This window comes from Pseudazoarcus sp. NS34, assembly GCF_059703725.1.
In genome coordinates this window covers 355,663-381,227 of record NZ_BAAKIZ010000001.1, presented here as the reverse complement: position 1 = coordinate 381,227, position 25,565 = coordinate 355,663, and the positions used below count along the sequence as shown (strand labels likewise).

General features: G+C 65.9%; 28 protein-coding genes and 1 other RNA gene. 17 read left to right on the top strand and 12 right to left on the bottom strand.

Features of this window, described 5'->3' with window-relative positions:
• Positions 1-9: 9 nt before the first annotated feature.
• Together AC6H0N_RS01895 and AC6H0N_RS01890 are read right to left on the bottom strand one after the other, a co-directional pair.
• Complete coding sequence (locus AC6H0N_RS01895) at positions 10-834, bottom strand: lysophospholipid acyltransferase family protein (protein WP_497572356.1); 825 nt, start codon at positions 832-834, stop codon at positions 10-12.
• Positions 735-1,493, bottom strand: a complete 759-nt coding sequence (locus AC6H0N_RS01890; RefSeq protein WP_497573229.1) for a GNAT family N-acetyltransferase — start codon at positions 1,491-1,493, stop codon at positions 735-737. Before AC6H0N_RS01890 ends, AC6H0N_RS01895 begins: the two co-directional genes overlap by 100 nt.
• A gap of 140 nt (positions 1,494-1,633) precedes the next feature.
• On the opposite strand from AC6H0N_RS01890, the gene AC6H0N_RS01885 reads away from it, so the two are divergent.
• The 4 genes from AC6H0N_RS01885 to AC6H0N_RS01870 all read left to right on the top strand — a co-directional run bounded on the left by AC6H0N_RS01885 (position 1,634) and on the right by AC6H0N_RS01870 (position 4,730).
• The gene (locus tag AC6H0N_RS01885) at positions 1,634-2,572 is read left to right on the top strand and encodes a carbohydrate kinase family protein (protein ID WP_497572355.1); all 939 of its coding nucleotides are present in this window, start codon (positions 1,634-1,636) and stop codon (positions 2,570-2,572) included.
• Complete coding sequence (locus AC6H0N_RS01880) at positions 2,569-3,036, top strand: outer membrane lipoprotein (protein WP_497572354.1); 468 nt, start codon at positions 2,569-2,571, stop codon at positions 3,034-3,036. The genes AC6H0N_RS01885 and AC6H0N_RS01880 overlap by 4 nt, the downstream gene beginning before the upstream one ends.
• 767 nt (positions 3,037-3,803) lie before the next feature.
• The gene (locus tag AC6H0N_RS01875) at positions 3,804-4,088 is read left to right on the top strand and encodes a hypothetical protein (RefSeq protein ID WP_497572353.1); all 285 of its coding nucleotides are present in this window, start codon (positions 3,804-3,806) and stop codon (positions 4,086-4,088) included.
• 174 nt (positions 4,089-4,262) lie between these two features.
• On the top strand, positions 4,263-4,730 hold the full coding sequence (locus AC6H0N_RS01870) for a hypothetical protein (protein WP_497572352.1): 468 nt from the start codon (positions 4,263-4,265) through the stop codon (positions 4,728-4,730).
• A 15-nt stretch (positions 4,731-4,745) separates the two neighbouring features.
• Here AC6H0N_RS01870 and AC6H0N_RS01865 read toward each other — a convergent pair whose 3' ends face one another.
• The 7 genes from AC6H0N_RS01865 to AC6H0N_RS01835 all read right to left on the bottom strand — a co-directional run bounded on the left by AC6H0N_RS01865 (position 4,746) and on the right by AC6H0N_RS01835 (position 10,398).
• On the bottom strand, positions 4,746-5,921 hold the full coding sequence (locus AC6H0N_RS01865; RefSeq protein WP_497572351.1) for a zinc-ribbon and DUF3426 domain-containing protein: 1,176 nt from the start codon (positions 5,919-5,921) through the stop codon (positions 4,746-4,748).
• Positions 5,918-6,814, bottom strand: a complete 897-nt coding sequence (prmA, locus tag AC6H0N_RS01860) for a 50S ribosomal protein L11 methyltransferase (protein ID WP_497572350.1) — start codon at positions 6,812-6,814, stop codon at positions 5,918-5,920. Before prmA ends, AC6H0N_RS01865 begins: the two co-directional genes overlap by 4 nt.
• A gap of 17 nt (positions 6,815-6,831) precedes the next feature.
• A complete protein-coding gene (accC, locus tag AC6H0N_RS01855) occupies positions 6,832-8,193 on the bottom strand; it encodes an acetyl-CoA carboxylase biotin carboxylase subunit (protein ID WP_497572349.1) in 1,362 nt (453 codons plus the stop codon).
• 8 nt (positions 8,194-8,201) lie between these two features.
• Positions 8,202-8,651 (bottom strand): acetyl-CoA carboxylase biotin carboxyl carrier protein, encoded by a 450-nt coding sequence (gene accB, locus AC6H0N_RS01850; protein WP_497572348.1) that lies wholly within the window; start codon positions 8,649-8,651, stop codon positions 8,202-8,204.
• Between the two features lie 49 nt (positions 8,652-8,700).
• A complete protein-coding gene (gene aroQ, locus AC6H0N_RS01845; protein ID WP_497572347.1) occupies positions 8,701-9,189 on the bottom strand; it encodes a type II 3-dehydroquinate dehydratase in 489 nt (162 codons plus the stop codon).
• 61 nt (positions 9,190-9,250) lie between these two features.
• Positions 9,251-9,796, bottom strand: a complete 546-nt coding sequence (locus AC6H0N_RS01840; RefSeq protein ID WP_497572346.1) for a TlpA family protein disulfide reductase — start codon at positions 9,794-9,796, stop codon at positions 9,251-9,253.
• Positions 9,793-10,398, bottom strand: a complete 606-nt coding sequence (locus tag AC6H0N_RS01835; protein ID WP_497572345.1) for a hypothetical protein — start codon at positions 10,396-10,398, stop codon at positions 9,793-9,795. The genes AC6H0N_RS01840 and AC6H0N_RS01835 overlap by 4 nt, the downstream gene beginning before the upstream one ends.
• A gap of 88 nt (positions 10,399-10,486) precedes the next feature.
• Between AC6H0N_RS01835 and mpl the strand changes: the two genes are divergently transcribed.
• On the top strand, positions 10,487-11,833 hold the full coding sequence (gene mpl / locus AC6H0N_RS01830; RefSeq protein WP_497572344.1) for a UDP-N-acetylmuramate:L-alanyl-gamma-D-glutamyl-meso-diaminopimelate ligase: 1,347 nt from the start codon (positions 10,487-10,489) through the stop codon (positions 11,831-11,833).
• A 13-nt stretch (positions 11,834-11,846) separates the two neighbouring features.
• Here the strand turns inward: mpl and AC6H0N_RS01825 are convergent, their stop codons facing one another.
• From AC6H0N_RS01825 to AC6H0N_RS01815, 3 genes are all read right to left on the bottom strand, one after another.
• Entirely contained in the window at positions 11,847-12,494 is a 648-nt protein-coding gene (locus tag AC6H0N_RS01825; RefSeq protein ID WP_497572343.1) for a BON domain-containing protein, read from the bottom strand.
• Entirely contained in the window at positions 12,491-13,084 is a 594-nt protein-coding gene (locus tag AC6H0N_RS01820) for a phosphoheptose isomerase (RefSeq protein WP_497572342.1), read from the bottom strand. The genes AC6H0N_RS01825 and AC6H0N_RS01820 overlap by 4 nt, the downstream gene beginning before the upstream one ends.
• A 125-nt stretch (positions 13,085-13,209) precedes the next feature.
• Positions 13,210-13,629: a YraN family protein gene (locus tag AC6H0N_RS01815; RefSeq protein WP_497572341.1), complete on the bottom strand. Its 420-nt coding sequence runs from the start codon at positions 13,627-13,629 to the stop codon at positions 13,210-13,212.
• Between AC6H0N_RS01815 and rsmI the strand changes: the two genes are divergently transcribed.
• From rsmI to murD, 12 genes are all read left to right on the top strand, one after another.
• Entirely contained in the window at positions 13,628-14,494 is an 867-nt protein-coding gene (gene rsmI, locus AC6H0N_RS01810) for a 16S rRNA (cytidine(1402)-2'-O)-methyltransferase (protein WP_497572340.1), read from the top strand. The two genes, AC6H0N_RS01815 and rsmI, sit on opposite strands and share 2 nt — an antisense overlap.
• Positions 14,495-14,520: 26 nt before the next feature.
• Complete coding sequence (pyrC, locus tag AC6H0N_RS01805; RefSeq protein WP_497572339.1) at positions 14,521-15,561, top strand: dihydroorotase; 1,041 nt, start codon at positions 14,521-14,523, stop codon at positions 15,559-15,561.
• Entirely contained in the window at positions 15,558-15,974 is a 417-nt protein-coding gene (locus AC6H0N_RS01800; protein ID WP_497572338.1) for a hypothetical protein, read from the top strand. Before pyrC ends, AC6H0N_RS01800 begins: the two co-directional genes overlap by 4 nt.
• A 22-nt stretch (positions 15,975-15,996) precedes the next feature.
• Positions 15,997-16,513: RNase P RNA component class A (gene rnpB, locus AC6H0N_RS01795), an RNA gene on the top strand.
• A gap of 302 nt (positions 16,514-16,815) precedes the next feature.
• On the top strand, positions 16,816-17,259 hold the full coding sequence (gene mraZ, locus AC6H0N_RS01790; protein WP_497572337.1) for a division/cell wall cluster transcriptional repressor MraZ: 444 nt from the start codon (positions 16,816-16,818) through the stop codon (positions 17,257-17,259).
• Positions 17,256-18,194 (top strand): 16S rRNA (cytosine(1402)-N(4))-methyltransferase RsmH, encoded by a 939-nt coding sequence (gene rsmH / locus AC6H0N_RS01785; RefSeq protein ID WP_497572336.1) that lies wholly within the window; start codon positions 17,256-17,258, stop codon positions 18,192-18,194. The genes mraZ and rsmH overlap by 4 nt, the downstream gene beginning before the upstream one ends.
• On the top strand, positions 18,194-18,457 hold the full coding sequence (ftsL, locus tag AC6H0N_RS01780; protein ID WP_497573228.1) for a cell division protein FtsL: 264 nt from the start codon (positions 18,194-18,196) through the stop codon (positions 18,455-18,457). Before rsmH ends, ftsL begins: the two co-directional genes overlap by 1 nt.
• A complete protein-coding gene (locus tag AC6H0N_RS01775; RefSeq protein ID WP_497572335.1) occupies positions 18,454-20,193 on the top strand; it encodes a peptidoglycan D,D-transpeptidase FtsI family protein in 1,740 nt (579 codons plus the stop codon). Before ftsL ends, AC6H0N_RS01775 begins: the two co-directional genes overlap by 4 nt.
• Positions 20,190-21,692 carry a UDP-N-acetylmuramoyl-L-alanyl-D-glutamate--2,6-diaminopimelate ligase gene (locus AC6H0N_RS01770; RefSeq protein WP_497572334.1) on the top strand — a complete coding sequence of 501 codons (1,503 nt, stop codon included), beginning with the start codon at positions 20,190-20,192 and terminating at the stop codon, positions 21,690-21,692. The genes AC6H0N_RS01775 and AC6H0N_RS01770 overlap by 4 nt, the downstream gene beginning before the upstream one ends.
• The gene (locus AC6H0N_RS01765; protein WP_497572333.1) at positions 21,689-23,074 is read left to right on the top strand and encodes a UDP-N-acetylmuramoyl-tripeptide--D-alanyl-D-alanine ligase; all 1,386 of its coding nucleotides are present in this window, start codon (positions 21,689-21,691) and stop codon (positions 23,072-23,074) included. Before AC6H0N_RS01770 ends, AC6H0N_RS01765 begins: the two co-directional genes overlap by 4 nt.
• Complete coding sequence (mraY, locus tag AC6H0N_RS01760; protein ID WP_497572332.1) at positions 23,064-24,152, top strand: phospho-N-acetylmuramoyl-pentapeptide-transferase; 1,089 nt, start codon at positions 23,064-23,066, stop codon at positions 24,150-24,152. Before AC6H0N_RS01765 ends, mraY begins: the two co-directional genes overlap by 11 nt.
• On the top strand, positions 24,149-25,543 hold the full coding sequence (gene murD, locus AC6H0N_RS01755; protein ID WP_497572331.1) for a UDP-N-acetylmuramoyl-L-alanine--D-glutamate ligase: 1,395 nt from the start codon (positions 24,149-24,151) through the stop codon (positions 25,541-25,543). Before mraY ends, murD begins: the two co-directional genes overlap by 4 nt.
• The last annotated feature ends 22 nt before the right edge of the window (positions 25,544-25,565 follow it).

The following is a 25,565-nucleotide window of genomic DNA, read 5'->3' as shown; positions in this document are numbered from 1 at the left end:
CCAACTGCCTCAGTCGGCCGTGACGCGTTCCGCGATGCGTGCCTGCAGCGTATTGGCGAGCGGGCGGCGGTCCAGCTCCGGCGCGTGGGTTTCGGCCGGCATGGCCTCCACCTCGGCCACGATGGCCGGTTCCGACACGATGTTGGTAATGCATTCGATCAGCGACATTTCGCCGTAATAGGCCGCGGCAAGCGTGAACTCGCCCTGCGCGTTGCGGTAGCGCACTGCCAGCGGCTGGATCGGGCTGTTGGTGTCGAGCGCCGGTTGCAGCAATGCGGCGTGGAAGTGCAGCACATGGCTGCCGTCGGTGGTCGTGCCTTCCGGGAACAGCGCCACCGTCGAGCCGGCCTGAAGCGCGCGGCCGATTTCGCCGCCGATGAGACGGGCGTGACCGCGGCTGCCGCGCTGCAAAAACACCGTTTCGTTCTTCGCCGCGAGCCAGCCGATGGCCGGCCACTTGCGCACCTCGGCCTTGGAAATGAAGGCCGCCGGTGCCACCGCGTTGATCACGAAGATGTCGATCCACGATACGTGGTTGGCCACCAGCATGGTGCCCGGCTCAATCGCCGCGCCGCCGATGCGCAATTCGATACCGAGGATGTTCAGCAGCCGCCGCGACCAGCGCTGGCGCAGGCTGCGCCGTTTCGGCAGCCCGGCGAAAGGGAAGATGGTGATGACGGTGGCGAGCCCCGCGAACAGGTGCAGCGTGAGGCGCGTCTTGCGCCAGAAGCGCTTCAGTCCGGACGGCCGACGTAGTGGCGGGCGTAGCGGTCCTGCAGCCGGTTCATCGGCAGCAGGATCGGCAGGTCGGCGGTGTTGAAATCCGGATCCCATGCAGGGTCCCCACAAATCCAGGCCCCTGCGCGCAGATAGCCCTTGATCAGCGGCGGGGTGTGCGTTTCGAGATCGCCGCGCAGTCGTGCCAGCGGCAGCGGGTGGCGCGGGAAAACGTGATATTCCAGCGGCGCCAGATGCTCAGTTTTGAGCTGATTGTACAGGCTGGCCGCGTTGTGCCCGCCGTCGGCCATGCTCACCGACGCGCAGCCCATCAGGTATTCGTAATTGTTCTCCAGCATGTAGCGCGCCAGCCCCGACCACAGCAGGGTGATCACCGCGCCGCTGCGATATTCCGGGTCGATGCACGAACGGCCGATCTCGACGACGCGGCTGCGCAGGTGTTGCAGGCGGGTGATGTCGAACTCGTTCTCGGAGTAGTAGCCGCCGACCTTGCGCGCCGCCGACGGCGACAGGATGCGGTAGGTGCCGACGATACGGCCGAGGTTCTCGTCACGCACGATCAGGTGCTCGCAGAACGGGTCATACACGTCGCGATCCACGCCCGGCGTGCGGCTGGAGAGGCGCGCGCCCATCTCGTCGTGGAACACCCGGTAGCGCAGCTTCTGCGCTTCGAGCACTTCGGTCTCGCAGGTGGCCATGGTCACGTGAAGGCTGCGCGGTTCGCGCAGGAAGGCACGGCGTTCGGTCTGCAGCATCGTCATCGTCTTTGTCCTCGTCTGTTCGCGGCCATTGTGGGAAGGCCGCGTTGCAGTCGAATGACGAAGGAGTTACGCCGCGGTTACGCAGGGGCGCGAGTCGGGGCGCCTATAATCGCGTTTTCGCAAGGAGCGGGACGATGACGATTCTGGTGTGCGGTTCGATGGCCTACGACACGATCATGGTGTTCCACGATCGTTTCAAAAATCACATCCTGCCGGACAAGATCCACGTGCTGAACGTCTCTTTCCTGGTGCCCGACATGCGCCGCGAATTCGGCGGCTGCGCCGGCAACATCGCCTACAGCCTCAAGCTGCTCGGTGCGGACGCGCGCATCATGGCCACCGTGGGTGACGACGCCGCGCCCTACATCAGCCGCCTCGATGCGCTCGGCCTGTCGCGCGCCAACCTGCGCCAGGTGCCCGGCACCTTCACTGCGCAGGCCTTCATCACCACCGACCTCGACGACAACCAGATCACCGCCTTCCACCCTGGCGCGATGACCCACGCGCATGAGAACGCCGTCACCGACGCACTCGGCATGAAGCTCGGCATCGTCGCCCCCGACGGGCGCGACGGCATGGTGCAGCATGCCGAGCAGTTCGCCGCCGCCGGCATCCCCTTCATCTTCGATCCGGGTCAGGGTCTGCCGATGTTCAATGGTGAGGATTTGTTGCGCTTCCTGAACCTCGCCACCTGGTGTGCCGTCAACGACTACGAAGCGCAGATGTTGTGCGATCGCACCGGCCTGTCGCTGGAAGAGGTCGCAGCCCGCGTCGAGGCGCTGATCGTCACGCGTGGCGCCGAAGGCTCGCAGATCTACACCGGCGGCAAGCGCATCGACATCCCCTGTGTGGCGGCCGAGCGTATCGAAGACCCCACCGGTTGCGGCGACGCCTACCGCTCCGGTCTGCTGTACGGCATTGCCAACGATCTCGGCTGGGAGCGCACCGGCCGGCTCGCCTCGGTCATGGGGGCGATCAAGATCGCACAGCGCGGCGGGCAGAATCACCGCCCCTCGCGTGAAGACATCGCGCGCATTTATCGTGAAGCGTTTGAAGAGGAATTGTGGTCATGAACATCAGCAAACAGTATTCCGGCTGGATCGTAATCGGCCTTGCCGCGCTGCTGCTCGGCGGCTGCGCCTCCGGCCTCGGGGGCGGCACTTATGAGCGAGGCGAAGCCCGCCGCACCATGGATATCGAAATGGGCACCATCGAATCCGTGCGCGGGGTGCGCCTCGAAGGCACCAAGACCCCGGTCGGCACCATCGCCGGCGGCGCCATCGGCGGTATCGCCGGCAGCGGCGTAGGCGGCGGCAGCGGCCGCAGCATCGCCATGGTGCTGGGCGCTGTCGCCGGCGGCCTCGCCGGCTCGGCAGTCGAAGAAGGCGTCACCCGCAGCAACGGCGTCGAAATCACCGTCCAACTCGACAGCGGCCGCCTCGTCGCCGTCGTGCAGGAAGACCAGGGCGAGAACTTTGCGCCGGGGCAACGGGTGAGGCTGGTGAAAGACGGACGAACAACGCGCGTGACGCGCTGAGCAAAACAAAGCGGCCTTCGGGCCGCTTTTCATTTGGGAGTGGCGCTTCGGTGAATGATGCGTTTATGCTTCGATGCACCCGGCATGCGCAGAATCGCGCTTCAGGTTGTGCGGCTTTTCACGTGTTTTTATTTGGGGACGGTATCGGTTGGTTGGTTTTAAGCGACTGATACGATTGGATTTGTGTGCGTGTTCTGACAGGAGTGCTTGAGCATGCGTGAACAAGTTATCCGGTAGTTTTGCTGCCTAAATCAAGGTTAGGACTCTCGTCAATGCCGCTCTACACATACATCGTCTCGTACAAAGGGGCTAATCGGGTAACACAAGGGAGCCACAGCAATTTCAAAGGCTTCATTTCTTCGTGGTGCTCAAACATTCCGGCTGGTTCGCTGCCGGGACTTACCCCTGCTCTCCATAAAGAACTTACGTCCAAGGCATACGGTGGCGAGTTCTTGGCCGTTGCAAATATCAAGAACGTTTGGAAGAAATCAATTGAGGTCGGCGGCAGTGAAGTTACGGTTATCGCAGTTCAAACGCAGCCTTAACCATCTTCCCCATTGCGCCCGCCCTAACCTGGCGGTCGAGAGGGACGCCTGCCGGCAAGCCGGCAGCCGCCCCTCACCTCTACGTTAGGCCTCACAAGGAAGCGCATGCGTATCGGTTGTCCTTCGTGGTCGCTAGAAGTGGGAGACGAGTGGACGGTTACCGACCACCCGGAGTGCCTCACGCTCGAGTTGTCGGGAGATGGAGCGCTTCAGGTTAGCTCCGTGCAGAAGAAGGCAGGTGACGTCACCGACGCTGACCTTCAGGAGTTCCTGCTGGAGCAAGCCAATGACTGGGGGCCAGTAACTGCCACGCAGTGCGGTGACTTCACCGGCGTGACCGTTTGCTACGCAATCGATGGCGCGTGCTGGTCGCGCTGGTTCTTGCGTAGCGGTGGCACTTTGCTACTGGTAACGTACAACGGTTCACCCGAGGCAGCTGATCGCGAAGCAATTGCAGTGCTGCAAGTACTCTCATCCGCCAGGGCCGAGTTTGTCAGTGAGGCCTAACCCTTCGTTCGAGGTGACTCGCACCCGCATGGCACCTGGCCCGCTTCCCGGAGAGGTCCATCATCCGTCCAGCCCACGTAGGCGCAATAACCGAAGGGCATTGCGCCGAATTGGCCGATGCATGAGTCGCTACATTAAGTTGTTCGATTCGGCTAAACACGCGAAGGCTCAATCATGCTGATTTCGACCGCTTCCGCTCATCTCCTCAAGGTCGCGCTGTGCATCGCGGTCATGGCATTTCCGACGACTGTCCTGGCGCAACAGCCTCCGCCCCAATGGCTGAGCGTCGACCTGCCGCACGGTGGTTGCCGTCTGATGGTCCGGCAAGGCGGGGCTGCTTTCTTGAGCTACGGCGCGCTGCCGCGCAGAGTGGAGGTGCAGGAAGGTGCGCTGGACTTCGAGCGCGTACGGCAAGCGCTGCTCGCAAGGGTGCTTCCGCAGGGCGAGCGAAAGAACCGGCCGGAGAGGCAGGTGTTCGGGGGGCTGGTGCTTTCAGCGGACGGAGTGGTATTGCTGATCGATGATCAGACGTTCGTGCGTGAGCTCATTGAGCGCGCCTGGGGTGGGCGGATGCCGCCGATGAGCGCGCGTGAGCTTGAGGACCATGCGTGGATTGCCAAGCTGTGTGCTTTGGCTCCCTGACTGAAGCCATCCCTCTCAGGGATAAAACGCCACCACCCTGAACCCCGTTACCCCCTTCACTTCACGCGCTGAGAACGGCAGCGTGAACTCCACGCGTGCGCCTGCCGCAATGCCGTCTTCTTGCACGAAATCCTTGGGCAGCCACTCTGCCGGCGTGAGCGCGCGGCGGATCAGCGGCTGGTCGGCGAGGTCGGTGAGGGTGAGTTCGATGTGTGGCACTTGCTGCGGGTGCGGCGCACGATTGTGCACCACGGCCTGCAGCTGATAGTAGGGGCTGCCGGGGGCGTTGAATTCGAGGTTGGAGCGCTCGATGGCCAGTTCGCTGACCACGCGCGGCAGCGGGATGGTGCAGCCGAGGCGGGCGCAGGCTTCGAGGTAGAGCGGGCGCAGTTGCGGCCATTCGCGGGTGATTGGCTCGCGCCAGATGTAGCTTGCCTGCGCGCCGAGGATGCCCAGCAGCGTGCCGATGCACAGCGCCCACAGCCAGCGATGGCGAACGGGCTTGGTAGGCGGGGCGTAGGTTTTGGTGCGCCAGTGGTCGACGTCATCCTCAATGGCCTGGGCGCGCGCTTCGACCGAGGCGGGCGCGGGTGGCGGCAGGCCGTCGTCGGAAGCGTCGAGCGGCGGGTCGATGCGGGTTTCGGTGCTGTGCCAGGGGTGGCCCATGGCTTCCAGCGTGGCAGCGCGCTCTTCGACCGGCTTCCATCTGAGCTCGGTACGCGGGTCGGTGTCGATCCAGGTATCCGGCTCGACGTACGGAATCTCCGGGAGCTGGAAGTCGAGGTCCGGCAGTTCGGAGAGCGGAGCAAGGTCCGGCTCAGGCTCGGGCTCGGGCTCCGGCTCCGGCTCCGGCGTTACAGGGGGTGGTGCTGCCGGCGGTTCCGGCGGCCGGACGAAAGGCGGCGGCTGCGGTGCAGGCGGAGCTTCAGGTGGCGGCGCGGCGTGTGCCGGTTGGGGCTCCGGCGTGGGAGCGGCCGGGGGTGTGTGCCCGGCTGCCCGTCGCGGCTGGATGACCGGCGGAATCTGCGATGGCGGTTCCGGGGCGAGGGCGGGCTCGTCCGGGATGCGGTGGGCGAGCGCGTCGAAGGGGCGGTAACAATGCCCGCAGCGCACGCGCCCGTTGCGCAGCGCAAGCTGCTCGGGGCTGACCCGGAACGCGGTCGAGCAAGCCGGGCAGCGTGTGATGGTCATGATGCGGGCGGTTTGCGGCCTTGCAGTCGCGCCCAGCCTTCGTGCGTGGCGCCGACTTCGAGCGGGATGAAGGGGGCGTAGGCGGCGATCACATCGTCGGCCTGCTCGGCCAGCACGCCGGACAGCGCAATGCGCCCGCCGGGCGCGACGCGCGCGGCCAGCAGCGGAGCGAGCACCTTGAGCGGGTTGGTCAGGATGTTGGCCACGACGATGTCGAACTGCTCGCCCAGCGGCTCGCCGGAATGCTGCAGGCGCATCTCGACGTGGTTGCGCTGGGCGTTGTCGCGGGCGGCCTCGACGGCTTTCTCGTCGATGTCGATACCAAGCACGTCACTGGCCCCCAGACGCACCGCGGCAATGCCGAGAATGCCCGAGCCGCAGCCGTAATCGAGCACCGAGCTGCCTGCCGTGACGGCTTCGCACAGCCACTCCAGGCACAGCCGGGTGGTGGGGTGCGAGCCGGTGCCGAAGGCCATGCCGGGGTCGAGTTCGATGTTGATGGCGTCGCTGTCGGGCGCGTCGTGCCACGACGGCACGATCCACATGCGCTCGGTGATGCGGATGGGGTCGAATTGGCTTTGCGTGAGCTGTACCCAGTTTTGCTCGGCCACGTGCTCGCAGGTGAACGGCGGCACGGCGGCCAGGCCGACGGCGTTGGACGCCTCGACCAAGGCGCGTTCCAGCGGGGTGGTGGTGTCGAACAGCGCGACTACGCGGCTGTGGTCCCACAGCGCGGTGGGTAGATGCCCCGGCTCGCCGAATTGGGGCTTCTCCGCGTCGGTGCCGGCGTCGGCGTCCTCGATGGACACCGACAGGGCGCCGGCGTCCATCAATGCTTCGGACAGGGATTCGGCCTGATTCGCCTCAGCCTGCAGCGTGACCGAAATCCACATCCGTGCCTCCGTGGCGTTCAGCCGTGCTTCAGATCGCCGCGTTCGGCGAGACGATGTTCGAGATAGTGGATGCTGGTGCCGCCTTCGACGAAGCGGTTGTCGAACATCAGTTCCTGGTGCAGCGGCACGTTGGTCTTGATGCCTTCGACCACCATCTCCGACAGCGCAATGCGCATGCGGCGGATGGCCTGCTCGCGCGTGTCACCGTAGGTGATGAGCTTGCCGATCATCGAGTCGTAGTGCGGCGGGATGGTGTAACCGCTGTACACGTGCGAATCGACGCGCACGCCGGGGCCACCCGGCATGTGCCAGTTGGTGACCTTGCCGGGGCTGGGGGTGAACTTGAACGGGTCTTCGGCGTTGATGCGGCACTCCACGGCATGGCCGTGGAACTTGATGTCGTTCTGGCCGAACCACAGCTTCTCGCCAGCGGCGACGCGGATCTGTGCCTGCACGATGTCGATGCCGGTGATCATCTCGGTGACCGGGTGCTCGACCTGCACACGGGTGTTCATCTCGATGAAGTAGAACTCGCCGTTCTCGTACAGGAACTCGAAGGTGCCGGCGCCACGGTAGCCGATGCGACGGCAGGCTTCGGCGCAGCGCTCGCCGACCTTGTTGATCAGCTCGCGCGGGATGCCGGGAGCGGGCGCTTCTTCGATGACCTTCTGGTGGCGGCGCTGCATCGAGCAGTCGCGCTCGCCCAGATGCACGGCGTTGCCGTGCTGGTCCGCCAGCACCTGAAACTCGACGTGACGCGGATTCTCGAGGAACTTCTCCATGTACACGGTCGGGTTGCCGAAGGCCGAGCCGGCTTCGGTCTGCGTCATGGTGACGGCGTTGAGCAGCGCAGCTTCGGTATGCACCACGCGCATGCCGCGTCCACCACCGCCGCCGGCGGCCTTGATGATCACCGGATAACCGACGTCGCGCCCGATGCGCAGGATCTCGGCCGGGTCTTCCGGCAGGGCGCCTTCGGAGCCGGGTACGCAGGGTACGCCGGCGACTTTCATGGCGTCCTTGGCGGAAACCTTGTCGCCCATGAGGCGAATGGTTTCAGCGCGCGGGCCGATGAAGGAAAAGCCGGATTGTTCGACGCGCTCGGCGAAATCGGCGTTTTCCGACAGGAAGCCGTAACCGGGGTGGATGGCTTCTGCGTCGGTGACTTCCGCGGCGGCGATGATGCTAGGGATGTGCAGGTAGCTCTGGCCGGACGGTGCCGGGCCGATGCACACGGATTCGTCGGCGAGCTTGACGTATTTGGCTTCGGTGTCGGCCTCGGAATGCACGGCAACCGTGCGGATGTCGAGCTCGCGGCAGGCGCGCAGCACGCGCAGGGCGATTTCCCCGCGGTTCGCGATCAGGATCTTTTCAAACATGCGCGCGCTCAACCGATGATGAAGAGCGGTTGGCCGTATTCGACCGGCTGGCCGTTCTCGACGAGGATGGCCTTGACCACGCCGTCGGCGTCGCACTCGATTTCGTTCATCAGCTTCATGGCTTCGATCAGGCACAGGCGGGCGCCGTTGGTGACGTTGTCGCCAACCTCGACAAAGGCCTTGGCGCCGGGTGACGGCGCGCGATAGAAGGTGCCGACCATCGGCGACTTGACGACGTGACCGCTCGGCAGCGAGTCGGCGTCATCCCCGCCCGTGGAGACGGCGACGCTCGGTGCGACGGTGGCCGGTGCTGCGGGCGCGGCGACGTAGCTGACCGCCGGGGCGGCCGGCAGATGCTTGGCAATGCGAACCTTCTCTTCGCCTTCGGTGACCTCCAGCTCGGAGATGCCCGATTCCTGAACGAGGTCGATGAGTTTCTTCAGCTTGCGCAAATCCATTCTTGTCTCCGTGGGTGGCGGACGCCGCGAGGCGTTGCCAGAGGTGGTTTCAGTTTTGGTCGAGCCGCGCCAGAGCGAAATCCAGCGCAGCCATGTAGCCGTCGGCACCCAGTCCGCAGATCACGCCGACGGCGCGGTCCGAGAAATACGAATGGTGGCGGAAGGCTTCGCGCGCATGGACATTCGACAGGTGCACTTCAATATAGGGAATGCTCACCGCCGCCAGGGCATCGCGCAGCGCGACGCTGGTGTGGGTGTAAGCGGCGGGGTTGATGATGATGAAATCAATGCCTTCGGCCGCGGCGGCTTGCACGCGGTCGACGAGCTGGCCTTCGTGGTTGCTCTGGAAGGACTCGACAACAACGCCTTGAGCTTGCGCGCGCGCTTCCATCGCGGTGTGGATGTCGGAGAGCGTGGTGCGGCCGTATACCTCGGGTTCGCGCGTGCCGAGCAGGTTCAGGTTGGGGCCATGCAGGGCAAGAATGCGGCCGCGAGGAGGCGGTGCTTCCGAGGATTTCTTGCGTTTTGATTGCATCATGTCGGCGAGTTTGCCGTAGATCGATGCATTTTGTCCAGTATCCGGAGATACGCTGGATGCATCAGGAGCGCAGCAGGGACTCGATTTTGCCCTTGAGTTCAGCTTCGCTCAAGGTGCCCAGTGTGACATCGTGAACTTGTCCGTCAAGGCCGAGAATGACCGTGAACGGCAGCGCGCGTGCGGTGTTGCCGAACTCGGCGGCGAGCTTCAGCGTGTCGCTCGTACCGACGAGCAGCGGGTAGGGTACGTCGAAACGCTCCCGGAAGTCGCGCACATTGTCGGCGGAATCGATCGACAGGCCGACGAACTGCACCGGCTGGTCGGCGTAGTGGCGGCTGACGGCCGAGAATTCGGGAATTTCCTTGACGCAGGGCGGGCACCAGGTGGCCCAGAAGTTCACCACCAGCACCTTGCCTTGCCAATCCGACAGCGTGTGCGCAACGCCGTCTGCATCGGGCAGGGCGGTGGCCATGAGGGCCGGCAGTGCCGCGGCGGTGACACCTTCCGGCGTGCGCGGCTTGTTGACGACCTGGCCGGCGTAGATGCCGGCGGCGCCGGCCGCAAGGGCGGCGATAACGATCAACAGGCTGCGCAGGCTTTTCTTCATTCTTCTCTCGGCTTCTCTTCTTCTTGCAGCAGGGCCTCGATGGCGGCCACACGGGCGCGCTCGGCGCCCCGGCGTGGCGCGCGCTCGGCCACCTGCTCGTGCACCGTCAGCCGCACCGGCACTTCGTCCCACTCGAAGCTGAGGATGACTTCGGGCATGTAGTTGGTGACGCGGCGCGACTCGCGGTGCTCGTACTGCACGTCCTGGTTGAGCAGGAAGATCTCGACGTCCTTGGCGCTCTCTGGATAGAGCTCGATCTCGACCTCCGAGTAACGCCCGGCCGTGCCTTCGAGCACGCCGCCGGTGAGGTAGGGGCGGAACTCGTCGAGCATGTGCATGATCTCGACGGCCGTTTCGCGCATCGCGCGAATGCGGTCTTCCTGCTCGTCGTCCTGGTAGATGGCGTGCCAGGCGCGCAGTTCCGCTTCGATCTCGGCGTTGTTGGGCAGTGCTTCGGTTTCGGATACGCCAAGCTGCTTTGCGGCTTTGCGCTTGGCGAATCCGAAGTCGCTGATGCCGTCCTCGGCCATCAGGCGGGCAGCTAGCGCGGCGATCTCGCGCCGGATGTAGCTGCTTCGCGGCGGTAAAGGGTGGTGGCGCATGCTGGCGGCTCGGAGCTCGTCGGCGTGGATGTAGAATGCCCCGATTCTACACGGCCCTCCTGACTCGGGGCCGCTTCCGGGAGCACGAATGCACATCCACATCCTTGGCATCTGCGGCACCTTCATGGGCGGGGTTGCTCTGCTGGCGCGGGCGGCCGGGCATACCGTGACGGGCTGTGACGCCAATGTCTATCCGCCGATGAGCACTCAGCTCGAAGAGCAGGGCATTCGGCTGGTCGAGGGCTATGACGCGGCGCAGGCTGGCAACGGCGCCGATCTGTTCGTGGTCGGCAATGCGGTGTCGCGCGGCAATCCGCTGCTGGAGGAAGTTCTCGACCGGGGCTTGCCGTATGTTTCCGGGCCGCAGTGGCTGGCCGAGCACGTGCTGGCCGGGCGCTGGGTGCTGGCGGTGGCGGGCACTCACGGCAAGACCACGACCAGCTCGATGCTGGCGTGGATGCTCGAATACGGCGGCCTCAAGCCGGGATTTCTGATTGGCGGCGTGCCGGGTAACTTCGGCATTTCGGCGCGGCTGGGTGAGACGCCGTTCTTCGTGATCGAAGCCGATGAGTACGACACGGCTTTCTGCGACAAACGTTCGAAGTTTGTGCACTACCGCCCGCGCACGGCGATTCTGAACAACCTTGAATTCGACCACGCCGACATTTTTGCCGACCTGGCCGCCATCGAAACGCAGTTCCATCACCTGGTGCGCACCGTGCCGCGCAGCGGACGCATCGTGTCGAATGCCGCCGAGGCCAGTCTTGATCGCGTACTGCAGCGTGGCTGCTGGTCGGAGGTCGAGCGCTTTGGCGATGAGGCCGAGTGGAGTGTCTCGGCTCCGGATGAGCTGGCCGCCGTGTTCTCGCATGCGGGCCAGGAGGTCGGGCGCGCGAAGATGCCGATGTCGGGGAGCCACAACCGCAGCAATGCGCTGGCGGCCGTGGCGGCGGCCCGCCATGTTGGCGTGCCGGCGGCGGTGGCGATCGAGGCGCTGGAAAGTTTCTCCGGCATACGTCGTCGCATGGAGGTGCGTGGGGTCGAGCGTGGCGTAACGGTGTACGACGATTTCGCCCATCACCCGACGGCGATTGCGCTCACCGTCGAAGGGCTGCGCAAGCGCGAGCCGGGTGGGCGCGTTCTGGCCGTGCTGGAGCCGCGCTCCAACACCATGAAGCTCGGCACCATGAAGTCACGCCTGGCCGACAGCCTGTTGCTGGCCGACGAGGTGTATTGCTACGGCAAGGGGCTGGGCTGGGATGCTGCCGAGGCGCTGGCGCCGCTGGGCGGGCGTCTGGGCGGGGTGTTCGAGGATCTGGATGCACTGGTCGCCGCCGTGGTGCGCGAAGCGCGGGACGGCGACCATGTGCTGGTGATGAGCAACGGCGGTTTCGGCGGCGTGCATGGCAAGCTGCTGACCGCCTTGGCGCGCTAGCGCGCGCCGTTGTTCAGTTGCCGTTGTCGGATTTCTTGCCGGCGTCGAACTTGGCGGCTTGTTCCGCGCTGACGATCTCGAATACACGTACGACCTTCGTCACGCCACGGGTCGTGCGAGCGACTTCGGTGGCGGCCTCGGCCTCAGGCTGGGTCACGATGCCCATCAGGTAGACCGTGGCGCCTTCGGTCACGACCTTGATGTGGTTGGCGGCGAGCCTCTTGTCGTCAACCAGGCGGGCCTTGACCATCGACGTCAGCATGGCGTCGTTGCTGCGCTCGGACAGCGTGCTCAGGCCGGAGATCTGCAGCTCGTTGACCATGCCTTGCACGTTCTCGACCTGCGCGGCGATCTGCTGGGCTTCGTCGCGCATGGTGGCGTAGGGCACCTGGCCGGTCAGCAGCACGGTGCGGTTGTACGAGGTGACGCTGATGTTCACGGCGTTGCCGAAGCGGTCGCGCAGGCGGCGACGGGTGCGCCACTCGATGCCTTCGTCCTCGACCATGGCGCCGGAGGTGCGGCGATCGTTGTAGGCGACTACGGCGCCGGCAGCGCCGCCGCCGACGAGCAGCGGGGCGCAGCCCTGAACCAGCGGCAGGCTCGCGCCGGCGGCAAGTCCGAGCAGGATCCGGCGGCGGTTGAGAGCGGGGGTGTGATTCATTCTTCGACTCCTAGCAGAAGACAATCGATTCCGTCGCACAGGCAATGCAGCACCACGAGGTGCACTTCCTGAATGCGGGCCGTGCGATCGGACGGTACACAGATGTGAATATCGTTCGGGCCGAGCAGTTCGGTCATCTTGCCGCCACCCTTGCCAGTCAGAGCGATCACTCGTACTTCACGTTCATGTGCAGCATGGATGGCGTCGATGACGTTGGGTGAATTGCCGCTGGTCGAAATTGCCAGCAGCACATCGCCGGGCTGCCCAAGCGCGCGCAGTTGCTTGGAGAAGACCTGCACATAGTCGTAATCGTTCGCGATCGAGGTCAGCGTCGAGCTGTCGGTGGTCAGCGCAATGGCTGCCAGCGGCGGGCGCTCCATCTCGAAACGGTTGAGCAGTTCGGCGGCGAAATGCTGCGCGTCGGCGGCCGAGCCGCCGTTGCCGCAGGCCATGATCTTGCCGTTGGCGAGCAGGCTCTGGGTCATCGCCTCGACGGCGCCGGCAATCGGCGCGGCGAGTTGCGCCTGGGCCTGCAGCTTGACGGCGGCGCTGTCTTCGAACTGACGGGAAATACGCTTGATGAGGTCCATGATGGCGGGGCAGAAAACGCCGTAATCCGGCGGGAGTCGCAGTCTAGCACGCGTGTTGCGGCGCAGAATCGATGCTCAAAGTATGCCTCTCGGCGCAGTCGGCCTGAGCCGCGCCTTACACGCAGTTACCAAGCGCCCGCATCGAAGGCGCCGCGCAGCCAGCGCGCCGAACTGACCTCGAGCCGATCGAGCAGCACGGCGTCGAAACGCATCGCCCGGCGCGCGTGAGCCTGCCCGGCGCCGGCCAGCCACCATTGCGCAGCGTGAATGATGCGTTGTTGTTTGGTGGCTGTGATGCTGTCGCCGGCGTCGCCGAAGCGCCCCGGTGCGCGCAGCCGCACTTCGACGAACACCAGCGTGGCGCCTTCCAGGCAGATCAGGTCGACTTCGCCGCCGCGGCAACGCAGGCGCCGTTCGAGGATTCGCAGGCCCTGGCGGGTGAGCAGACGCTCGGCCAGCGCCTCGGCCTGCAGGCCGAGCGCTTGCGCGCTGGTGCCGCCGGAGCCGACAATGCCTGCCTTTCCCGTTTCGGAACGTCCGCCCATGCGCGACTCCGCGAGTTTCCTCTCCAGTACGCCGTCATTGTATGTGGTGGCCACGCCGATCGGGCACCTGTCCGATATCAGCGCGCGCGCGCTCGGCGTGCTGCGGGAGGCCGATGTGGTGGCGGCCGAGGACACGCGCCACAGTCAGCGGCTGCTCGACGCCCATGGCATCCGCGCCAATCTGCTGGCGCTGCACGAGCACAACGAGCAGACGGCGGCGACCAAACTCATCGCGTTGCTCGGCGAGGGCAAGCACGTTGCGATGATCAGCGACGCCGGCACGCCCGCCGTATCGGACCCCGGCGCGCGTGCCGTGGCGCGGGTGCTGGAAGCCGGCTTTGCGGTGGTGCCGGTGCCGGGCGCGTGCGCCGCAGTTGCTGCGTTGTCGGCGTCAGGCATGGGCGAGTGGGGCTTTCGCTTTGTCGGTTTCCTGCCGCCGAAATCGGCGGCACGCCGAACGGCCCTGCAGGCGCTGGCCGATTCGCCGGTGCCGCTGGTGGTGTATGAGTCGCCGCACCGCATCGCCGAATGTTTGGCCGATCTGGCCGAAGTGCTGGGGACCGAGCGGGAAATTGTCATTGCGCGCGAGATCACCAAGCGCCACGAGCAGATCGTGCGCATGCCGCTGGCCGATGCGTCGACTTGGCTGGCGGCCGATTCGGATCGCGGGCGCGGCGAGTTCGTGCTGGTCGTATCGGCTTGTCCGCCGGTCGAAGGCATGCCCGCCGAGGCCGAACGGGTATTGAGTGTTTTGCTGCGTGACTTGCCGCTGAAAATGGCCGCGCAGCTGGCTGCAGAGATCACCGGAGCGCCACGCAAGCTGCTGTACGCGCGGGCGCTCGAACTGAAACAGGGATTAGAATGACGTCATCAAGCAAGGCTCAGGCAGACATGCAATCCATCACCCTCGTGCGGCCCGACGACTGGCACCTGCACGTACGCGACGGCGACGCGCTGGCGGCCGTTGTCCCCCACACCGCGGAGCGCTTCGGGCGCGCCATCATCATGCCCAATCTGCGTCCGCCGGTGACTACCGCCGAGGCGGCGGTGGCCTACCGTGAGCGCATTCTTGCGGCCGTGCCGGCCGGCATGAACTTCGATCCGCTGATGACGCTGTACCTCACCGACAACATGTCGCCGGACGAGATCGATCGCGCCAAGGATTGCGGTGTGGTGGTGGCGCTCAAGCTCTATCCGGCGGGGGCGACGACCAACTCGGATTCCGGTGTGACCGACATCACCAAGGTCTACCCGGTGCTCGAGCGCATGGAGCAGCGCGGACTGGTGCTGTGTGTACATGGTGAAGTCACCGACTCCGAGATCGACGTGTTCGATCGCGAGCACGTCTTCATCGAGCGCGTGCTGACGCCGCTGGTCGAGCGTTTCCCCGGCTTGCGCGTGGTGTTCGAGCACATCACCACTTCGGCGGCGGTCGATTTCGTGCGCTCGCGAGCAAGCAATGTCGGCGCCACCATTACGCCGCACCATCTGCTGATGAACCGCAACGCGATCTTCGCTGGCGGTATTCGCCCGCATCACTACTGCCTGCCGGTGCTCAAGCGCGAGCAGCACCGCCGTGCGCTGGTCGACGCCGCGACATCGGGTGACGCGCGCTTCTTCCTCGGCACCGATTCGGCCCCGCATGCCAAGGGCGATAAAGAGTCGGCTTGCGGATGTGCCGGCTGCTATGTTGCGCATGCCGGCATCGAGCTCTATGCAGAAGTATTCGAACGCGCGGGCGCGCTCGACAAGCTGGAGGCGTTCGCCAGCCTCAATGGCCCTGCGTTTTACGGACTCGCGCCGAACCGCGAGCACATCACGCTGGTGAGGGAATCATGGACTGTTCCGCAATCGTATCCGTGGATCAACGGACAGAGCGTCGTGCCGCTGCGAGCGGGCGAGAGCATCGGCTGGACGCTGGTCCAGGCATGAAACGCCGACTGCGTCTGGCGCTGCTGGCGTTGTGCGCACTGCTGCTGGTGGCATGCGAGAACAGCGCGACTTCATACACCATGGAGAGCAATCAGCACGCCGTGATCCTGGTGCGCGAACAGCCGTATTTTTGGGACAAGGAAGTTAACCAGTACCTCATCGTGTCGCGTCTGCCGTCGTGCCAGCGCAAGGTCGCCATCCACGGCGATGCCAAGACCATGACGCCGATCGATGTCTATGAGGCCGGCTATCTAATGTGGGCCTTGCACCAGGGTGACCGCTGGTATCTCGCCAGTACCGAGCGGTGTCTCGTGCAGGATTGGGCCAACCCGACCGGCGCCCAACCAGGTCCCGCCGTCGGCCAGTTCCGCCCCGGCTCGGACAAGCCTGTATTCGTCCCGACCCGGGGCTGAGGGCGGCGTATAATCCGCCCCGGAAGTTCGCTAGGCAATCGCTGCACACCTCGTTGTGTGTGGAGGAAAGTCCGGGCCCCGCAGAGCAGGATGCCGGCTAACGGCCGGGCGCCGTGAGGCGACGGAAAGTGCAACAGAGAGCAGACCGCCGATGGCTCGGACTTCGCCGCCGCAAGGCGGCAAAGTCTTTTAAGAAGAGTGAACCGAAAGGTTCGCGCTTCGAAATGAAGAGTGGGCCGAAAGGCCCGCTGTTCAGGGCACAGGTAAGGGTGAAACGGTGCGGGGTCGAGCGTGAGCGAGGCCCCGGGCGGTGCGAAAGCGCCGCCAGGTAAGAGCTCACCGCGGGACTGGTAACAGAACCGGCACGGCAAACCCCATCCGGGGCAAGGCCAAATAGGGGAGTAATGGCGTGGCTCGCGTCGCTCCCGGGTAGGCTGCTAGAGGGTCGTGGCAACGCGGCTCCCAGAGGAATGATTGCCCGGGTTCGCCGCTCACGCGGCGGGCCTCGACAGAACCCGGCTTACCGGCGAACTTCCACACCAATTCAGCGCCACCGTCGCAACTCGCGACGGTGGCGTTTTTCATTTCTCCCCACCGTTTCGCCATTTCCTTCCAGATGTTTCGCCGCTCCTCCGGTGAGGTCTCAAGACCCGCGCCCGGAGCATTGATTTATCGGGAAATCCTGATGTTTTTAGTTGCCCGGTAAGTCCTTGTGGTGCAACGAGAATCCCCTTGTTCGCAGCTTGACCGTGGAAATTCTTTACTCTAGAGTGGCAGCAAGTGGAAAAAAGTGGGGTTCGGTGGTGATTTAGCCGAGTCCAAGTCAAAAACAGGGGGTGCGATGTTCCAGGGTGCAGCCGCGCTCAGTGTCGATGCCAAGGGCCGCATAGCGGTCCCGGCGCGTCATCGCGAGGCCCTGGTGCCGGACGGTGCGCCGCTGGTCATCACTGCGCACCCCCATCGCTGTCTTCTCGTCTACCCGCAGAACGCCTGGGAGCCGATCAGCCGTCAGATCGCCGCCATGCCTGGTCTCGATCCCCGTACCGCCACCCTCAAGCGTCTGTTCATCGGTTACGCCCAGAGTGAAACGCTCGATGGCGCCGGCCGCACGGTGATCGCGCCTTCGCTGCGTCAATGGGCGGGGCTGGACAAGCAGGTCTGGCTGGTCGGGCAGGGCTCGCATTTCGAGCTGTGGTCCGACGCCGGCTGGCAGGCGCAGCAGGAGGCGATGCAGTCGCTCGATGGCGACGGCTTGCCGCCGGGGTTCGAGAGCCTGGCGCTATGAGTGCCGAGCGGACGCACGTCACGGTCCTGCTCACTGAGGCGGTCGAAGCGCTGGAGATCAAGCCCGACGGGCTGTATGTCGACGGCACTTTCGGGCGCGGTGGTCACAGCCGGGCGATTCTCGCGCGGCTTGGCGCGAAGGGGCGCCTGGTGGCCTTTGATCGCGATCCGCGTGCGATCGCGGCGGGCGGCGAGATCGATGACGCGCGCCTGACGCTGGTGCATGCGCCGTTCAGCGAACTGGCCGAATGCCTCGACGAGCTGGGCATTGAGCGTGTTGATGGTGTGTTGCTGGATCTTGGGGTTTCGTCCCCTCAGCTCGACGAAGCCGAGCGTGGCATGAGTTTCCGGTTCGATGCGCCGCTGGACATGCGCATGGATACGACTCGCGGGCCCACGGTGGCGGACTGGCTGGCGACAGCCAGCGTCGCCGAAATCACGGAGGTGTTGAGGGACTATGGAGAAGAACGGTTTGCTCATGCGATTGCAAAGGCGATTGCAACTGCTCGGACAGGGGGGGCTGTTGCGACCACTGGACAACTTGCCGCGCTCGTGGAAAAGGCGGTCCGCACACGCGAGCCGGGGCAGCACCCGGCGACGCGCAGCTTTCAGGCTTTACGGATTTTCATCAATCAAGAGCTCGAGGAGCTGAGCCGCGTGTTGCCCGCCGCGATGGCACGTCTGGTGCCGGGCGGGCGTCTCGTGGTGATCAGCTTCCACAGCCTCGAGGATCGCATCGTGAAACGCTTCATGCGTGACGAGGCCCGGCCGGACGCCGGACCTGCGCGTTTGCCGCTGCGGGCCAGCGAACTGCCGCAGCCGCGAATGCATCTGGTCGGCAAGGCGGTCAAGCCCTCGACCGATGAGGTGCGGACGAATCCGCGCTCGCGCAGTGCCGTCATGCGTGTGGCCGAACGTACCGAGGTGGCAGCGTGATGCGCCTCGAAATTCCGCTGGTGGCACTGGTCGTGGCCAGTTCGCTTGGCGTGGTGGCGGCGCAGCATCAGTCGCGCAAGCTGCATTCCGAATACGAACGTGAGCAGGCTCGCGCGCATCAGCTTGAGGTCGAGTGGGGCCAGCTGCAGCTGGAAGTGAGCACCGTGGCTGCACTGACCCGGATCGAGCCGATCGCGCGCGAGCGTCTTGGCTTGTCCGAGCCGGCTGCCGGCCGGGTGATCGTCGTCGGAGAAGGAAAATGAACAAGCGTCGCACGGCGCGTCCGCACAACCCCTTGCTTGAGAGCAGCTTGCAGATCTGGCGCGCGCGTCTGGTGCTGGTGTTGCTGCTCGCGGGTTCGGTTGTGCTGATGGCGCGTGCGGCGTGGCTGCAAGGCTTCAATCACGAAACCCTGCAGGCCCGTGGCGAACAGCGTTTTGCGCGGGTGGTGCCGCTGCCGGCTTCGCGCGGACGCATCACCGACCGTAACGGCGACATTCTGGCGGTGAGCACCCCGGTGCGCGCGATCTGGGCGGCGCCGCGTGAAGCGCAGTTCGCGCCGGCCGACGCACGCCGTCTGGCCGGCTTGCTCGGCATGGACGCGGAGGCGCTGAACCGCCTGCTCAGCAGCGCGCGCGATCGCGTTTATCTGAACCGTCAGGTTGCGCCGGACGTCGCGCGCCGCATCGCGGAGCTGCGTCTGCCCGGCATCGGTCAGGATCAGGCCTATCAGCGCTTCTACCCCGGCGGCGAAGTGTGGGCGCACGTGCTGGGCTTCACCAACATCGACGATCGCGGCCAGGAAGGCATGGAGCTGGCCTTCGAGGACCGCCTGCGCGGCGAGCCCGGCGCGCGCCGCGTAATCCGCGACCGGCGCGGCGAGATCATCGAGGAAGTCGGCACCATTCGCGCCCCGCGTGACGGCGAAGATGTTGCGCTGTCGATCGACAAGCAGATCCAGTTCATCGCCCATACCGCGCTGCGCCAGGCCATGGCAGAGCATCAGGCGGCTGCGGGCGCGGTGGCCGTGCTCGATGTGCGCACCGGCGAGTTGCTGGCGCTGGTCAATGCGCCGACCTTCAACCCCAACAACCGCAGCACCCTGTCCGGCGCCCAGCTGCGCAACCGCGCGGTGACTGACCTGTATGAGCCGGGTTCGACGATGAAGCCCTTCATCGGCGCGCTGGCCATGGAAATGCGCCGAGTCACGCCCGAGACGTTGATCGACACCGGCGGTGGCCGCATGACCATTGGTCGCGCCACCATCAGCGATGTGCGCAACCACGGGCAGCTGACGGTCTCGCAGGTGATCGAGAAGTCGTCGAACATCGGCACCGCCCGCATCGCACTCGAGATGGACCCGCAGGACATGTGGAACATGTTCTCGTCGCTTGGTCTGGGCGTGCCGCTGGAGCTTGGTTTCCCGGGCGCCGCGGGCGGCCTGCTGCGCCCCGCAAGCAGCTGGCGGCCGATCGAGCAGGCCACCATGTCCTACGGCCACGGCTTGTCGACGACCTTGCTGCACATGGCGAGGGCGTATCTCGTCTTTGCGCGCGATGGCGATCTCCTGCCGCTGTCGCTGGTGCGTACCGATACGCCGCCCGAGGGGCGGCGCGTGTTTTCCGCCGCTACCGCGCAGACCATGCGGGCCGTCCTCGAGAAAGCGGCCGGGCCGGGCGGCACCGCGCCGCGTGCGCGCGTCACCGGCTACCGCGTGGCCGGCAAGACCGGCACCGCACACAAGGTCGAAGCCGGCCGCTACACCGACAAGTACGTGTCGTCCTTTGTCGGCTTCGCGCCGGCCTCCGATCCGCGCATCGTGGTCGCAGTGATGATTGATGAGCCGACCGCCGGCCAGCATTACGGCGGGGCGGTTGCAGCGCCGGTGTTCTCGCGCGTGACCGAAGCCAGCCTGCGTGCGCTCGGCGTCGCGCCGGATGCGCCGCTGGTGCCGTTGCATCTGGCCGAAAACGAAGTGGCTCCGCGGGGCAAGATGTGAGCGCCGCCCAACAGGCCCGCGAACTGATCGAGCGTCTGCGCGCAGGCGGCGTCATGCCGTCCGGCCTGCAGTCGGATTCACGGCGTGTTGCACCGGGCGACCTGTTTCTGGCCATGCCGGGTGCACAGGCTGATGGGCGCGACCATATCGCTGCGGCTGTCGCTGCCGGCGCGGTCGCCGTGTTGTGCGAGAGCGCCGGCAGCGGCGTGCCGAGCAATGCCGTCGTGCCGTGCATCGGTGTGAGTGATCTGCGCGGGCTGTCGGGCTTCCTCGCGCATGAGTTCTATGGCTGCCCGTCGGACGACCTGTGGGTCGCTGGCGTTACCGGCACCAACGGCAAGACTACCTCCAGCCAGTGGCTGGCACAGGCGCTCGACGCCAGTGGCACCCACTGTGGCGTGATCGGCACGCTTGGCTGGGGCGTGCAGGGCGCGCTCGAACCATTGGTGAACACCACGCCTGACGCGCTCAACGTGCACCGCATGCTGGCGCAGTTCCGCGACCAGGGGGTGCGAGCGGTGGCCATGGAAGTGTCTTCCATCGGGCTCGACCAAGGACGCGTCAACGGTGTGCGCTTTGCGGTGGCGATGTTCACCAACCTCACCCGTGACCACCTCGAATACCACGGCAACATGGACGCGTATGCCGAAGCCAAGGCTAGGCTGTTCGACCTGCCCGGCGTCGGACATGCGGTCGTCAATATTGACGATGCCTTCGGCCTGGCGCTGGCGCGCGGGCTGCTGGCGCGCGATGTGCCGGTCGTCGCTTGCACCCGGCGGGGCGCAGACATTCAGGGTGCAGACGTGCTTGCGGCGAGCGCCATCACCAGCACGCCGACCGGCTTGCGCTTCAGCGTGCATTGGCAGGGCGAGCGCGCCGACGTGGCGCTGGGCATGGTCGGTGAATTCAATGTTTCCAACGCGCTCGGGGTGGTCGGTGCCTTGCTGGCACGCGGCATCGCTTTCGACGATGCGGTGCGCGCCGTGAGCCGCCTTGTGCCGCCCGCCGGGCGCATGCAGTTGTTTGGCGGTGTTGGCGAGCCGCTGGTGTTGGTGGATTACGCACATACGCCGGACGCCCTGACCAAGGTGCTGGAGGCTGCGCGCGACACGGCTCGCGGGCGCGGCGGTCGCGTGGTGTGCGTGTTCGGTTGCGGTGGTGATCGCGATCCGGGCAAGCGCCCGCTGATGGGTGAGGTCGCCGCAAAACTGGCTGATCAGGTGTTGGTGACCAGCGACAACCCGCGCAGCGAAGACCCTGCCGCAATTGCGGCGATGGTGCTGGCAGGTTGCGGTGCTGCAGCCGAATGCGAGATGGACCGTGCGCTGGCGATTGCTCGCGCCGTGGCTGCTGCGGCTGCCGACGACGTGGTGGTGGTTGCCGGCAAGGGGCACGAGCCCTATCAGGAAGTGCGCGGAGAGCGTCTGCCGTTCTCCGATGCGGAAGAGGTGGTTGCCGCGCTGCGCGCGCGCAGCGCAACAGGAGGCGCAGACGCATGATGCGAGTGGGCGAACTGCGCGACGTACTCGGAGCGGAGCTGCGCGGCAGCGACGACGCGTATTTCGAGCAGGTTGGCAGCGATAGCCGCGCGGTTGCGCCCGGCATGTTGTTTGTGGCCTTGCGCGGAGAGCACTTTGATGCGCACGACTTCGTCGCCGATGCATTTGCGTCCGGCGCCGTTGCCGCACTGGTCGAGCGCGCTGCGCTCGATCGCCTGGCCGACCTGCCCGGGCCGCTGCTAGTGGTCGAGGACACGCGCCAGGCGCTGGGGCGGATGGCGGCGCATTGGCGCGCGCGCTTCGACATTCCGCTGATCGGCGTGACTGGCAGCAACGGCAAGACCACCGTCAAGGACATGTGCAGTTCCATCCTGCGCGCGGCTTTCGGGGACGACGCGGTGTTGTCCACGCAGGGCAATCTGAACAATGACATCGGCTTGCCGCTGACGCTGTTGCGCCTGCGCGCCGGCCACCGTGCGGCGGTGATCGAGATGGGCATGAACCAACCCGGTGAAATTGCCGGCTTGGCCGCCATCGCGCGCCCGACCGTGGCTGTCGTTACCAACGCCCAGCGTGCGCATCTGCTGGGCATGGGTTCGCTGGAGGAAGTCGCTCGCGAGAAGGGCAACATCTATCTCGCCGGCAGCGCCGACACGGTTGCCGTAATCAATGCTGACGACGCGCATGCCGACTATTGGCGCGGCATCGTGGCCGGACATCGCGTGCTGGCCTTCGGCCTGGAACGCGACGCGGATGTTCGTGGCCGTGCAGTGCTGCATGGCCTGGGTGCCCGCCTGGAACTCGAATCCTTCGCCGGCCGCGCCAACGTGGCGCTCAGCGTGCCGGGCGAGCACAACGTGCGCAATGCGCTCGGCGCTGCTGCCGCCTGCCTCGCAGCGGGCGTGGCCTTGGCAGAGGTAGTCGCCGGCCTCGAGGCATACGGCGGCACCCGCGGACGTCTGCAGCGCAAGCGCGGGCCGCGCGGGGCGGTGGTCATCGACGACAGCTACAACGCAAACCCCGATTCCGTGCGCGCCGCCATCGACGTACTGGCCGCATTGCCGGGCCGGCGCGCGCTGGTGCTGGGCGACATGGGTGAGGTCGGTGAAATCAGCGCGCAGGTGCACGACGAGGTCGGTGGCTACGCCAAGAGCAAGGGCCTTGAGGCGCTGTATGCACTTGGCGACATGAGCGCGCTGGCAGCACGCAATTTCGGTGACGGCGCGCTGCACTTCGCTACACCGGAGGCGCTGATGGCCGCGCTGTTGCCGCGCCTGGATGCCGACAGCGTGGTGCTGGTAAAGGGTTCGCGCTTCATGCGCATGGAGCGGGTGGTCGACGCGCTGCTGGCGGCCGCCAAGGGAGAAGACGATGTTGCTTGAACTCGCGCTGTGGCTCGGGCAGGACATCCGGGCATTCAACGTATTCGGCTACATCACGCTGCGTACCGTGATGGCGGCGATGACGGCGCTGGGCATCTCCTTCATCTTCGGTCCTCCGGTGATCCGCTGGCTGGCCGCCAAGAAGATCGGTCAGGCGGTGCGCGACGACGGCCCGAAATCCCACCTCACCAAGGCCGGCACGCCGACCATGGGCGGTGCGCTGATCCTGATCGCCATCGCGGTCACGACGCTGCTGTGGGGCGACCTGTCGAATCAGTACGTGTGGGTGACCTTGTTTGTCACGCTGGGCTTCGGCGCGGTGGGCTGGGTGGATGACTGGCGCAAGGTCGTGCATCGCGACCCGCGCGGCCTGCCGAGCCGCTGGAAGTATCTGTGGACCTCGCTGATCGCTCTGGCCGCCGCGCTGTACCTGGGCCTGACGGCCACCGAGCCGGCGCAGACCGAGCTGATCGTGCCCTTCTTCAAGTCGGTGGCGCTGCCGCTGGGTCTGTTCGGCTTCGTGGCCCTGTCCTACTTCGTCATCAACGGCACCAGCCACGCGGTGAACCTGACGGACGGGCTCGACGGCCTGGCCATCATGCCGACGGTGATGGTTGCCGGCGCGCTGGCGATCTTCGCCTACGTGGCCGGTCACGCCGGATTCTCCAAATACCTGGGTGTGCCCTACATTCCCGGCGCGGGTGAGCTGGCCGTGGTGTGCGGCGCGATCTGCGGCGCGGGCCTAGGCTTTCTGTGGTTCAACGCCTATCCGGCGGAAGTGTTCATGGGCGACGTCGGCGCGCTGGCGCTGGGCGCGGCGCTCGGCGTGATTGCCGTGATCGTGCGACAGGAAATCGTGCTGTTCATCATGGGTGGCCTGTTCGTGGCCGAGACCCTGTCGGTGATGCTGCAGGTGGCGTACTTCCGCATGAGCGGGGGTAAACGCATCTTCCGCATGGCGCCGCTGCATCACCACTACGAACTCAGCGGCTGGAAGGAGACGCAAGTCGTCGTGCGCTTCTGGATCATCACCATCATGCTCGTGCTGTTCGGGCTGTCGACCTTGAAACTCAGATGAAGACGCTGCGCGATACCCTCGTGCTGGTTCTGGGGATCGGCGAGACCGGTCTGGCGATGGCGCGCTGGTGCGCCCGCGCCGGTGCACGCCTGCGCGTGGCCGACAGCCGTGCCGAACCGCCGATGCGTCGCGCTCTGAGCGAAGCGGTTCCCGCGGCAAAAATACGTGTCGGTGGCTTCCCGCTGGATCTGCTCGACGGCGTCGGTGTGCTGGCGCTCAGCCCAGGCATCGATCCGCAGGATCCGATTGTCGTCGCGGCGCGTGAGCGCGGCATCGAGGTGGTCGGCGAAATGGCCTTGTTCGCCGACGCGCTGGACGCACTCGGGGAACGTGGCGCGACGCGCATCGTGGCCATCACCGGTACCAACGGCAAGACCACCACTACCGCGATGGTCGCGCATGTGCTGTGCGGCGCCGGGCTGGACGCGGTCGCTGCCGGCAACATCAGCCCTGCCGCGCTGGCGGTGCTGGTCGATCGCCTCGAGGCGCAGCAGGCCTTGCCGCAGTGCTGGGCGATCGAGTTGTCGAGCTTCCAGCTCGAGACCGTCGGCAGTTTTACCGCAGATGCCGCAGTGGTACTCAACGTCACGGACGATCACCTTGACCGCCACGGCAGCCTTGAGGCCTACGCTGCCATCAAGGCCCAGATCTACGCCGGCCGCGGCGTGCAGGTCATCAACCGCGACGATCCGCTGGTCGCCGACATGGCGCAGGCGGGCCGTCGCTGTATCGCCTTTGGGTCGGCTGCGCCACGCATCGGCGAATTCGGTCTTGTCGAGCATGACGGCGACACCTGGCTGGCATGCGGCAGCCAGCGCCTGATGCGCCAATCCGATCTGCTGATCGCCGGCCGTCACAACGCACTCAACGCACTGGCGACGCTGGCGCTTGGGAGCGCAATCGGTACGCCGATGGACGCGATGCTGGCTGCGTTGCGCAGCTTTCGCGGCTTGCCGCACCGGGTTGAACCAGTTGCGCGCCGTGCCGATGGCGTCGTGTTCTATGACGACTCCAAGGGCACCAACGTGGGCTCGACGGTTGCCGCGTTGGAAGGCCTGGGCTGCCCGGTGGTGTTGATTGCCGGCGGCGACGGCAAGGGTCAGGATTTCCGTCCGCTCGCCGAAGTGGTTGCCCGCCACGCCCGCGCCGTCGTGCTGATCGGGCGCGACGCGCCGCGCATCGCTGCGGCGCTTGAGGCGGTCGGCACGAGCAGTGAGCGCGCCACCACGCTGGAATCCGCGGTGGGCCGCGCCAATACGCTGGCGCAGCCGGGCGACGCTGTGCTGCTTTCACCGGCGTGCGCGAGTCTCGACATGTTCCGCAACTACGTGCATCGCGCAGAGGTCTTTGTGGCGGCGGTGCGCGCCCTGCCGGAAGTGGAGGCCGCATGAGCATTCTGTCCGGTCTCTTCGG

What these genes read in the sequence shown, in the direction of transcription:
- AC6H0N_RS01840 (WP_497572346.1), bottom strand. Translation starts at nt 9,796, where the DNA reads ATGAAGAAAAGCCTGCGCAGCCTGTTGATCGTTATCGCCGCCCTTGCG.
- AC6H0N_RS01835 (WP_497572345.1), bottom strand. Translation starts at nt 10,398, where the DNA reads ATGCGCCACCACCCTTTACCGCCGCGAAGCAGCTACATCCGGCGCGAG.
- mraZ (WP_497572337.1), top strand. Translation starts at nt 16,816, where the DNA reads ATGTTCCAGGGTGCAGCCGCGCTCAGTGTCGATGCCAAGGGCCGCATA.
- AC6H0N_RS01880 (WP_497572354.1), top strand. Translation starts at nt 2,569, where the DNA reads ATGAACATCAGCAAACAGTATTCCGGCTGGATCGTAATCGGCCTTGCC.
- pyrC (WP_497572339.1), top strand. Translation starts at nt 14,521, where the DNA reads ATGCAATCCATCACCCTCGTGCGGCCCGACGACTGGCACCTGCACGTA.
- AC6H0N_RS01765 (WP_497572333.1), top strand. Translation starts at nt 21,689, where the DNA reads ATGATGCGAGTGGGCGAACTGCGCGACGTACTCGGAGCGGAGCTGCGC.
- accC (WP_497572349.1), bottom strand. Translation starts at nt 8,193, where the DNA reads ATGTTTGAAAAGATCCTGATCGCGAACCGCGGGGAAATCGCCCTGCGC.
- rsmI (WP_497572340.1), top strand. Translation starts at nt 13,628, where the DNA reads ATGCGCGACTCCGCGAGTTTCCTCTCCAGTACGCCGTCATTGTATGTG.
- AC6H0N_RS01890 (WP_497573229.1), bottom strand. Translation starts at nt 1,493, where the DNA reads ATGCTGCAGACCGAACGCCGTGCCTTCCTGCGCGAACCGCGCAGCCTT.
- rsmH (WP_497572336.1), top strand. Translation starts at nt 17,256, where the DNA reads ATGAGTGCCGAGCGGACGCACGTCACGGTCCTGCTCACTGAGGCGGTC.
- aroQ (WP_497572347.1), bottom strand. Translation starts at nt 9,189, where the DNA reads ATGATGCAATCAAAACGCAAGAAATCCTCGGAAGCACCGCCTCCTCGC.
- AC6H0N_RS01800 (WP_497572338.1), top strand. Translation starts at nt 15,558, where the DNA reads ATGAAACGCCGACTGCGTCTGGCGCTGCTGGCGTTGTGCGCACTGCTG.
- AC6H0N_RS01825 (WP_497572343.1), bottom strand. Translation starts at nt 12,494, where the DNA reads ATGAATCACACCCCCGCTCTCAACCGCCGCCGGATCCTGCTCGGACTT.
- AC6H0N_RS01895 (WP_497572356.1), bottom strand. Translation starts at nt 834, where the DNA reads ATGGGATCCGGATTTCAACACCGCCGACCTGCCGATCCTGCTGCCGAT.
- AC6H0N_RS01870 (WP_497572352.1), top strand. Translation starts at nt 4,263, where the DNA reads ATGCTGATTTCGACCGCTTCCGCTCATCTCCTCAAGGTCGCGCTGTGC.
- ftsL (WP_497573228.1), top strand. Translation starts at nt 18,194, where the DNA reads ATGCGCCTCGAAATTCCGCTGGTGGCACTGGTCGTGGCCAGTTCGCTT.
- mpl (WP_497572344.1), top strand. Translation starts at nt 10,487, where the DNA reads ATGCACATCCACATCCTTGGCATCTGCGGCACCTTCATGGGCGGGGTT.
- accB (WP_497572348.1), bottom strand. Translation starts at nt 8,651, where the DNA reads ATGGATTTGCGCAAGCTGAAGAAACTCATCGACCTCGTTCAGGAATCG.
- prmA (WP_497572350.1), bottom strand. Translation starts at nt 6,814, where the DNA reads ATGTGGATTTCGGTCACGCTGCAGGCTGAGGCGAATCAGGCCGAATCC.
- AC6H0N_RS01775 (WP_497572335.1), top strand. Translation starts at nt 18,454, where the DNA reads ATGAACAAGCGTCGCACGGCGCGTCCGCACAACCCCTTGCTTGAGAGC.
- AC6H0N_RS01885 (WP_497572355.1), top strand. Translation starts at nt 1,634, where the DNA reads ATGACGATTCTGGTGTGCGGTTCGATGGCCTACGACACGATCATGGTG.
- AC6H0N_RS01820 (WP_497572342.1), bottom strand. Translation starts at nt 13,084, where the DNA reads ATGGACCTCATCAAGCGTATTTCCCGTCAGTTCGAAGACAGCGCCGCC.
- murD (WP_497572331.1), top strand. Translation starts at nt 24,149, where the DNA reads ATGAAGACGCTGCGCGATACCCTCGTGCTGGTTCTGGGGATCGGCGAG.
- AC6H0N_RS01815 (WP_497572341.1), bottom strand. Translation starts at nt 13,629, where the DNA reads ATGGGCGGACGTTCCGAAACGGGAAAGGCAGGCATTGTCGGCTCCGGC.
- AC6H0N_RS01865 (WP_497572351.1), bottom strand. Translation starts at nt 5,921, where the DNA reads ATGACCATCACACGCTGCCCGGCTTGCTCGACCGCGTTCCGGGTCAGC.
- mraY (WP_497572332.1), top strand. Translation starts at nt 23,064, where the DNA reads ATGTTGCTTGAACTCGCGCTGTGGCTCGGGCAGGACATCCGGGCATTC.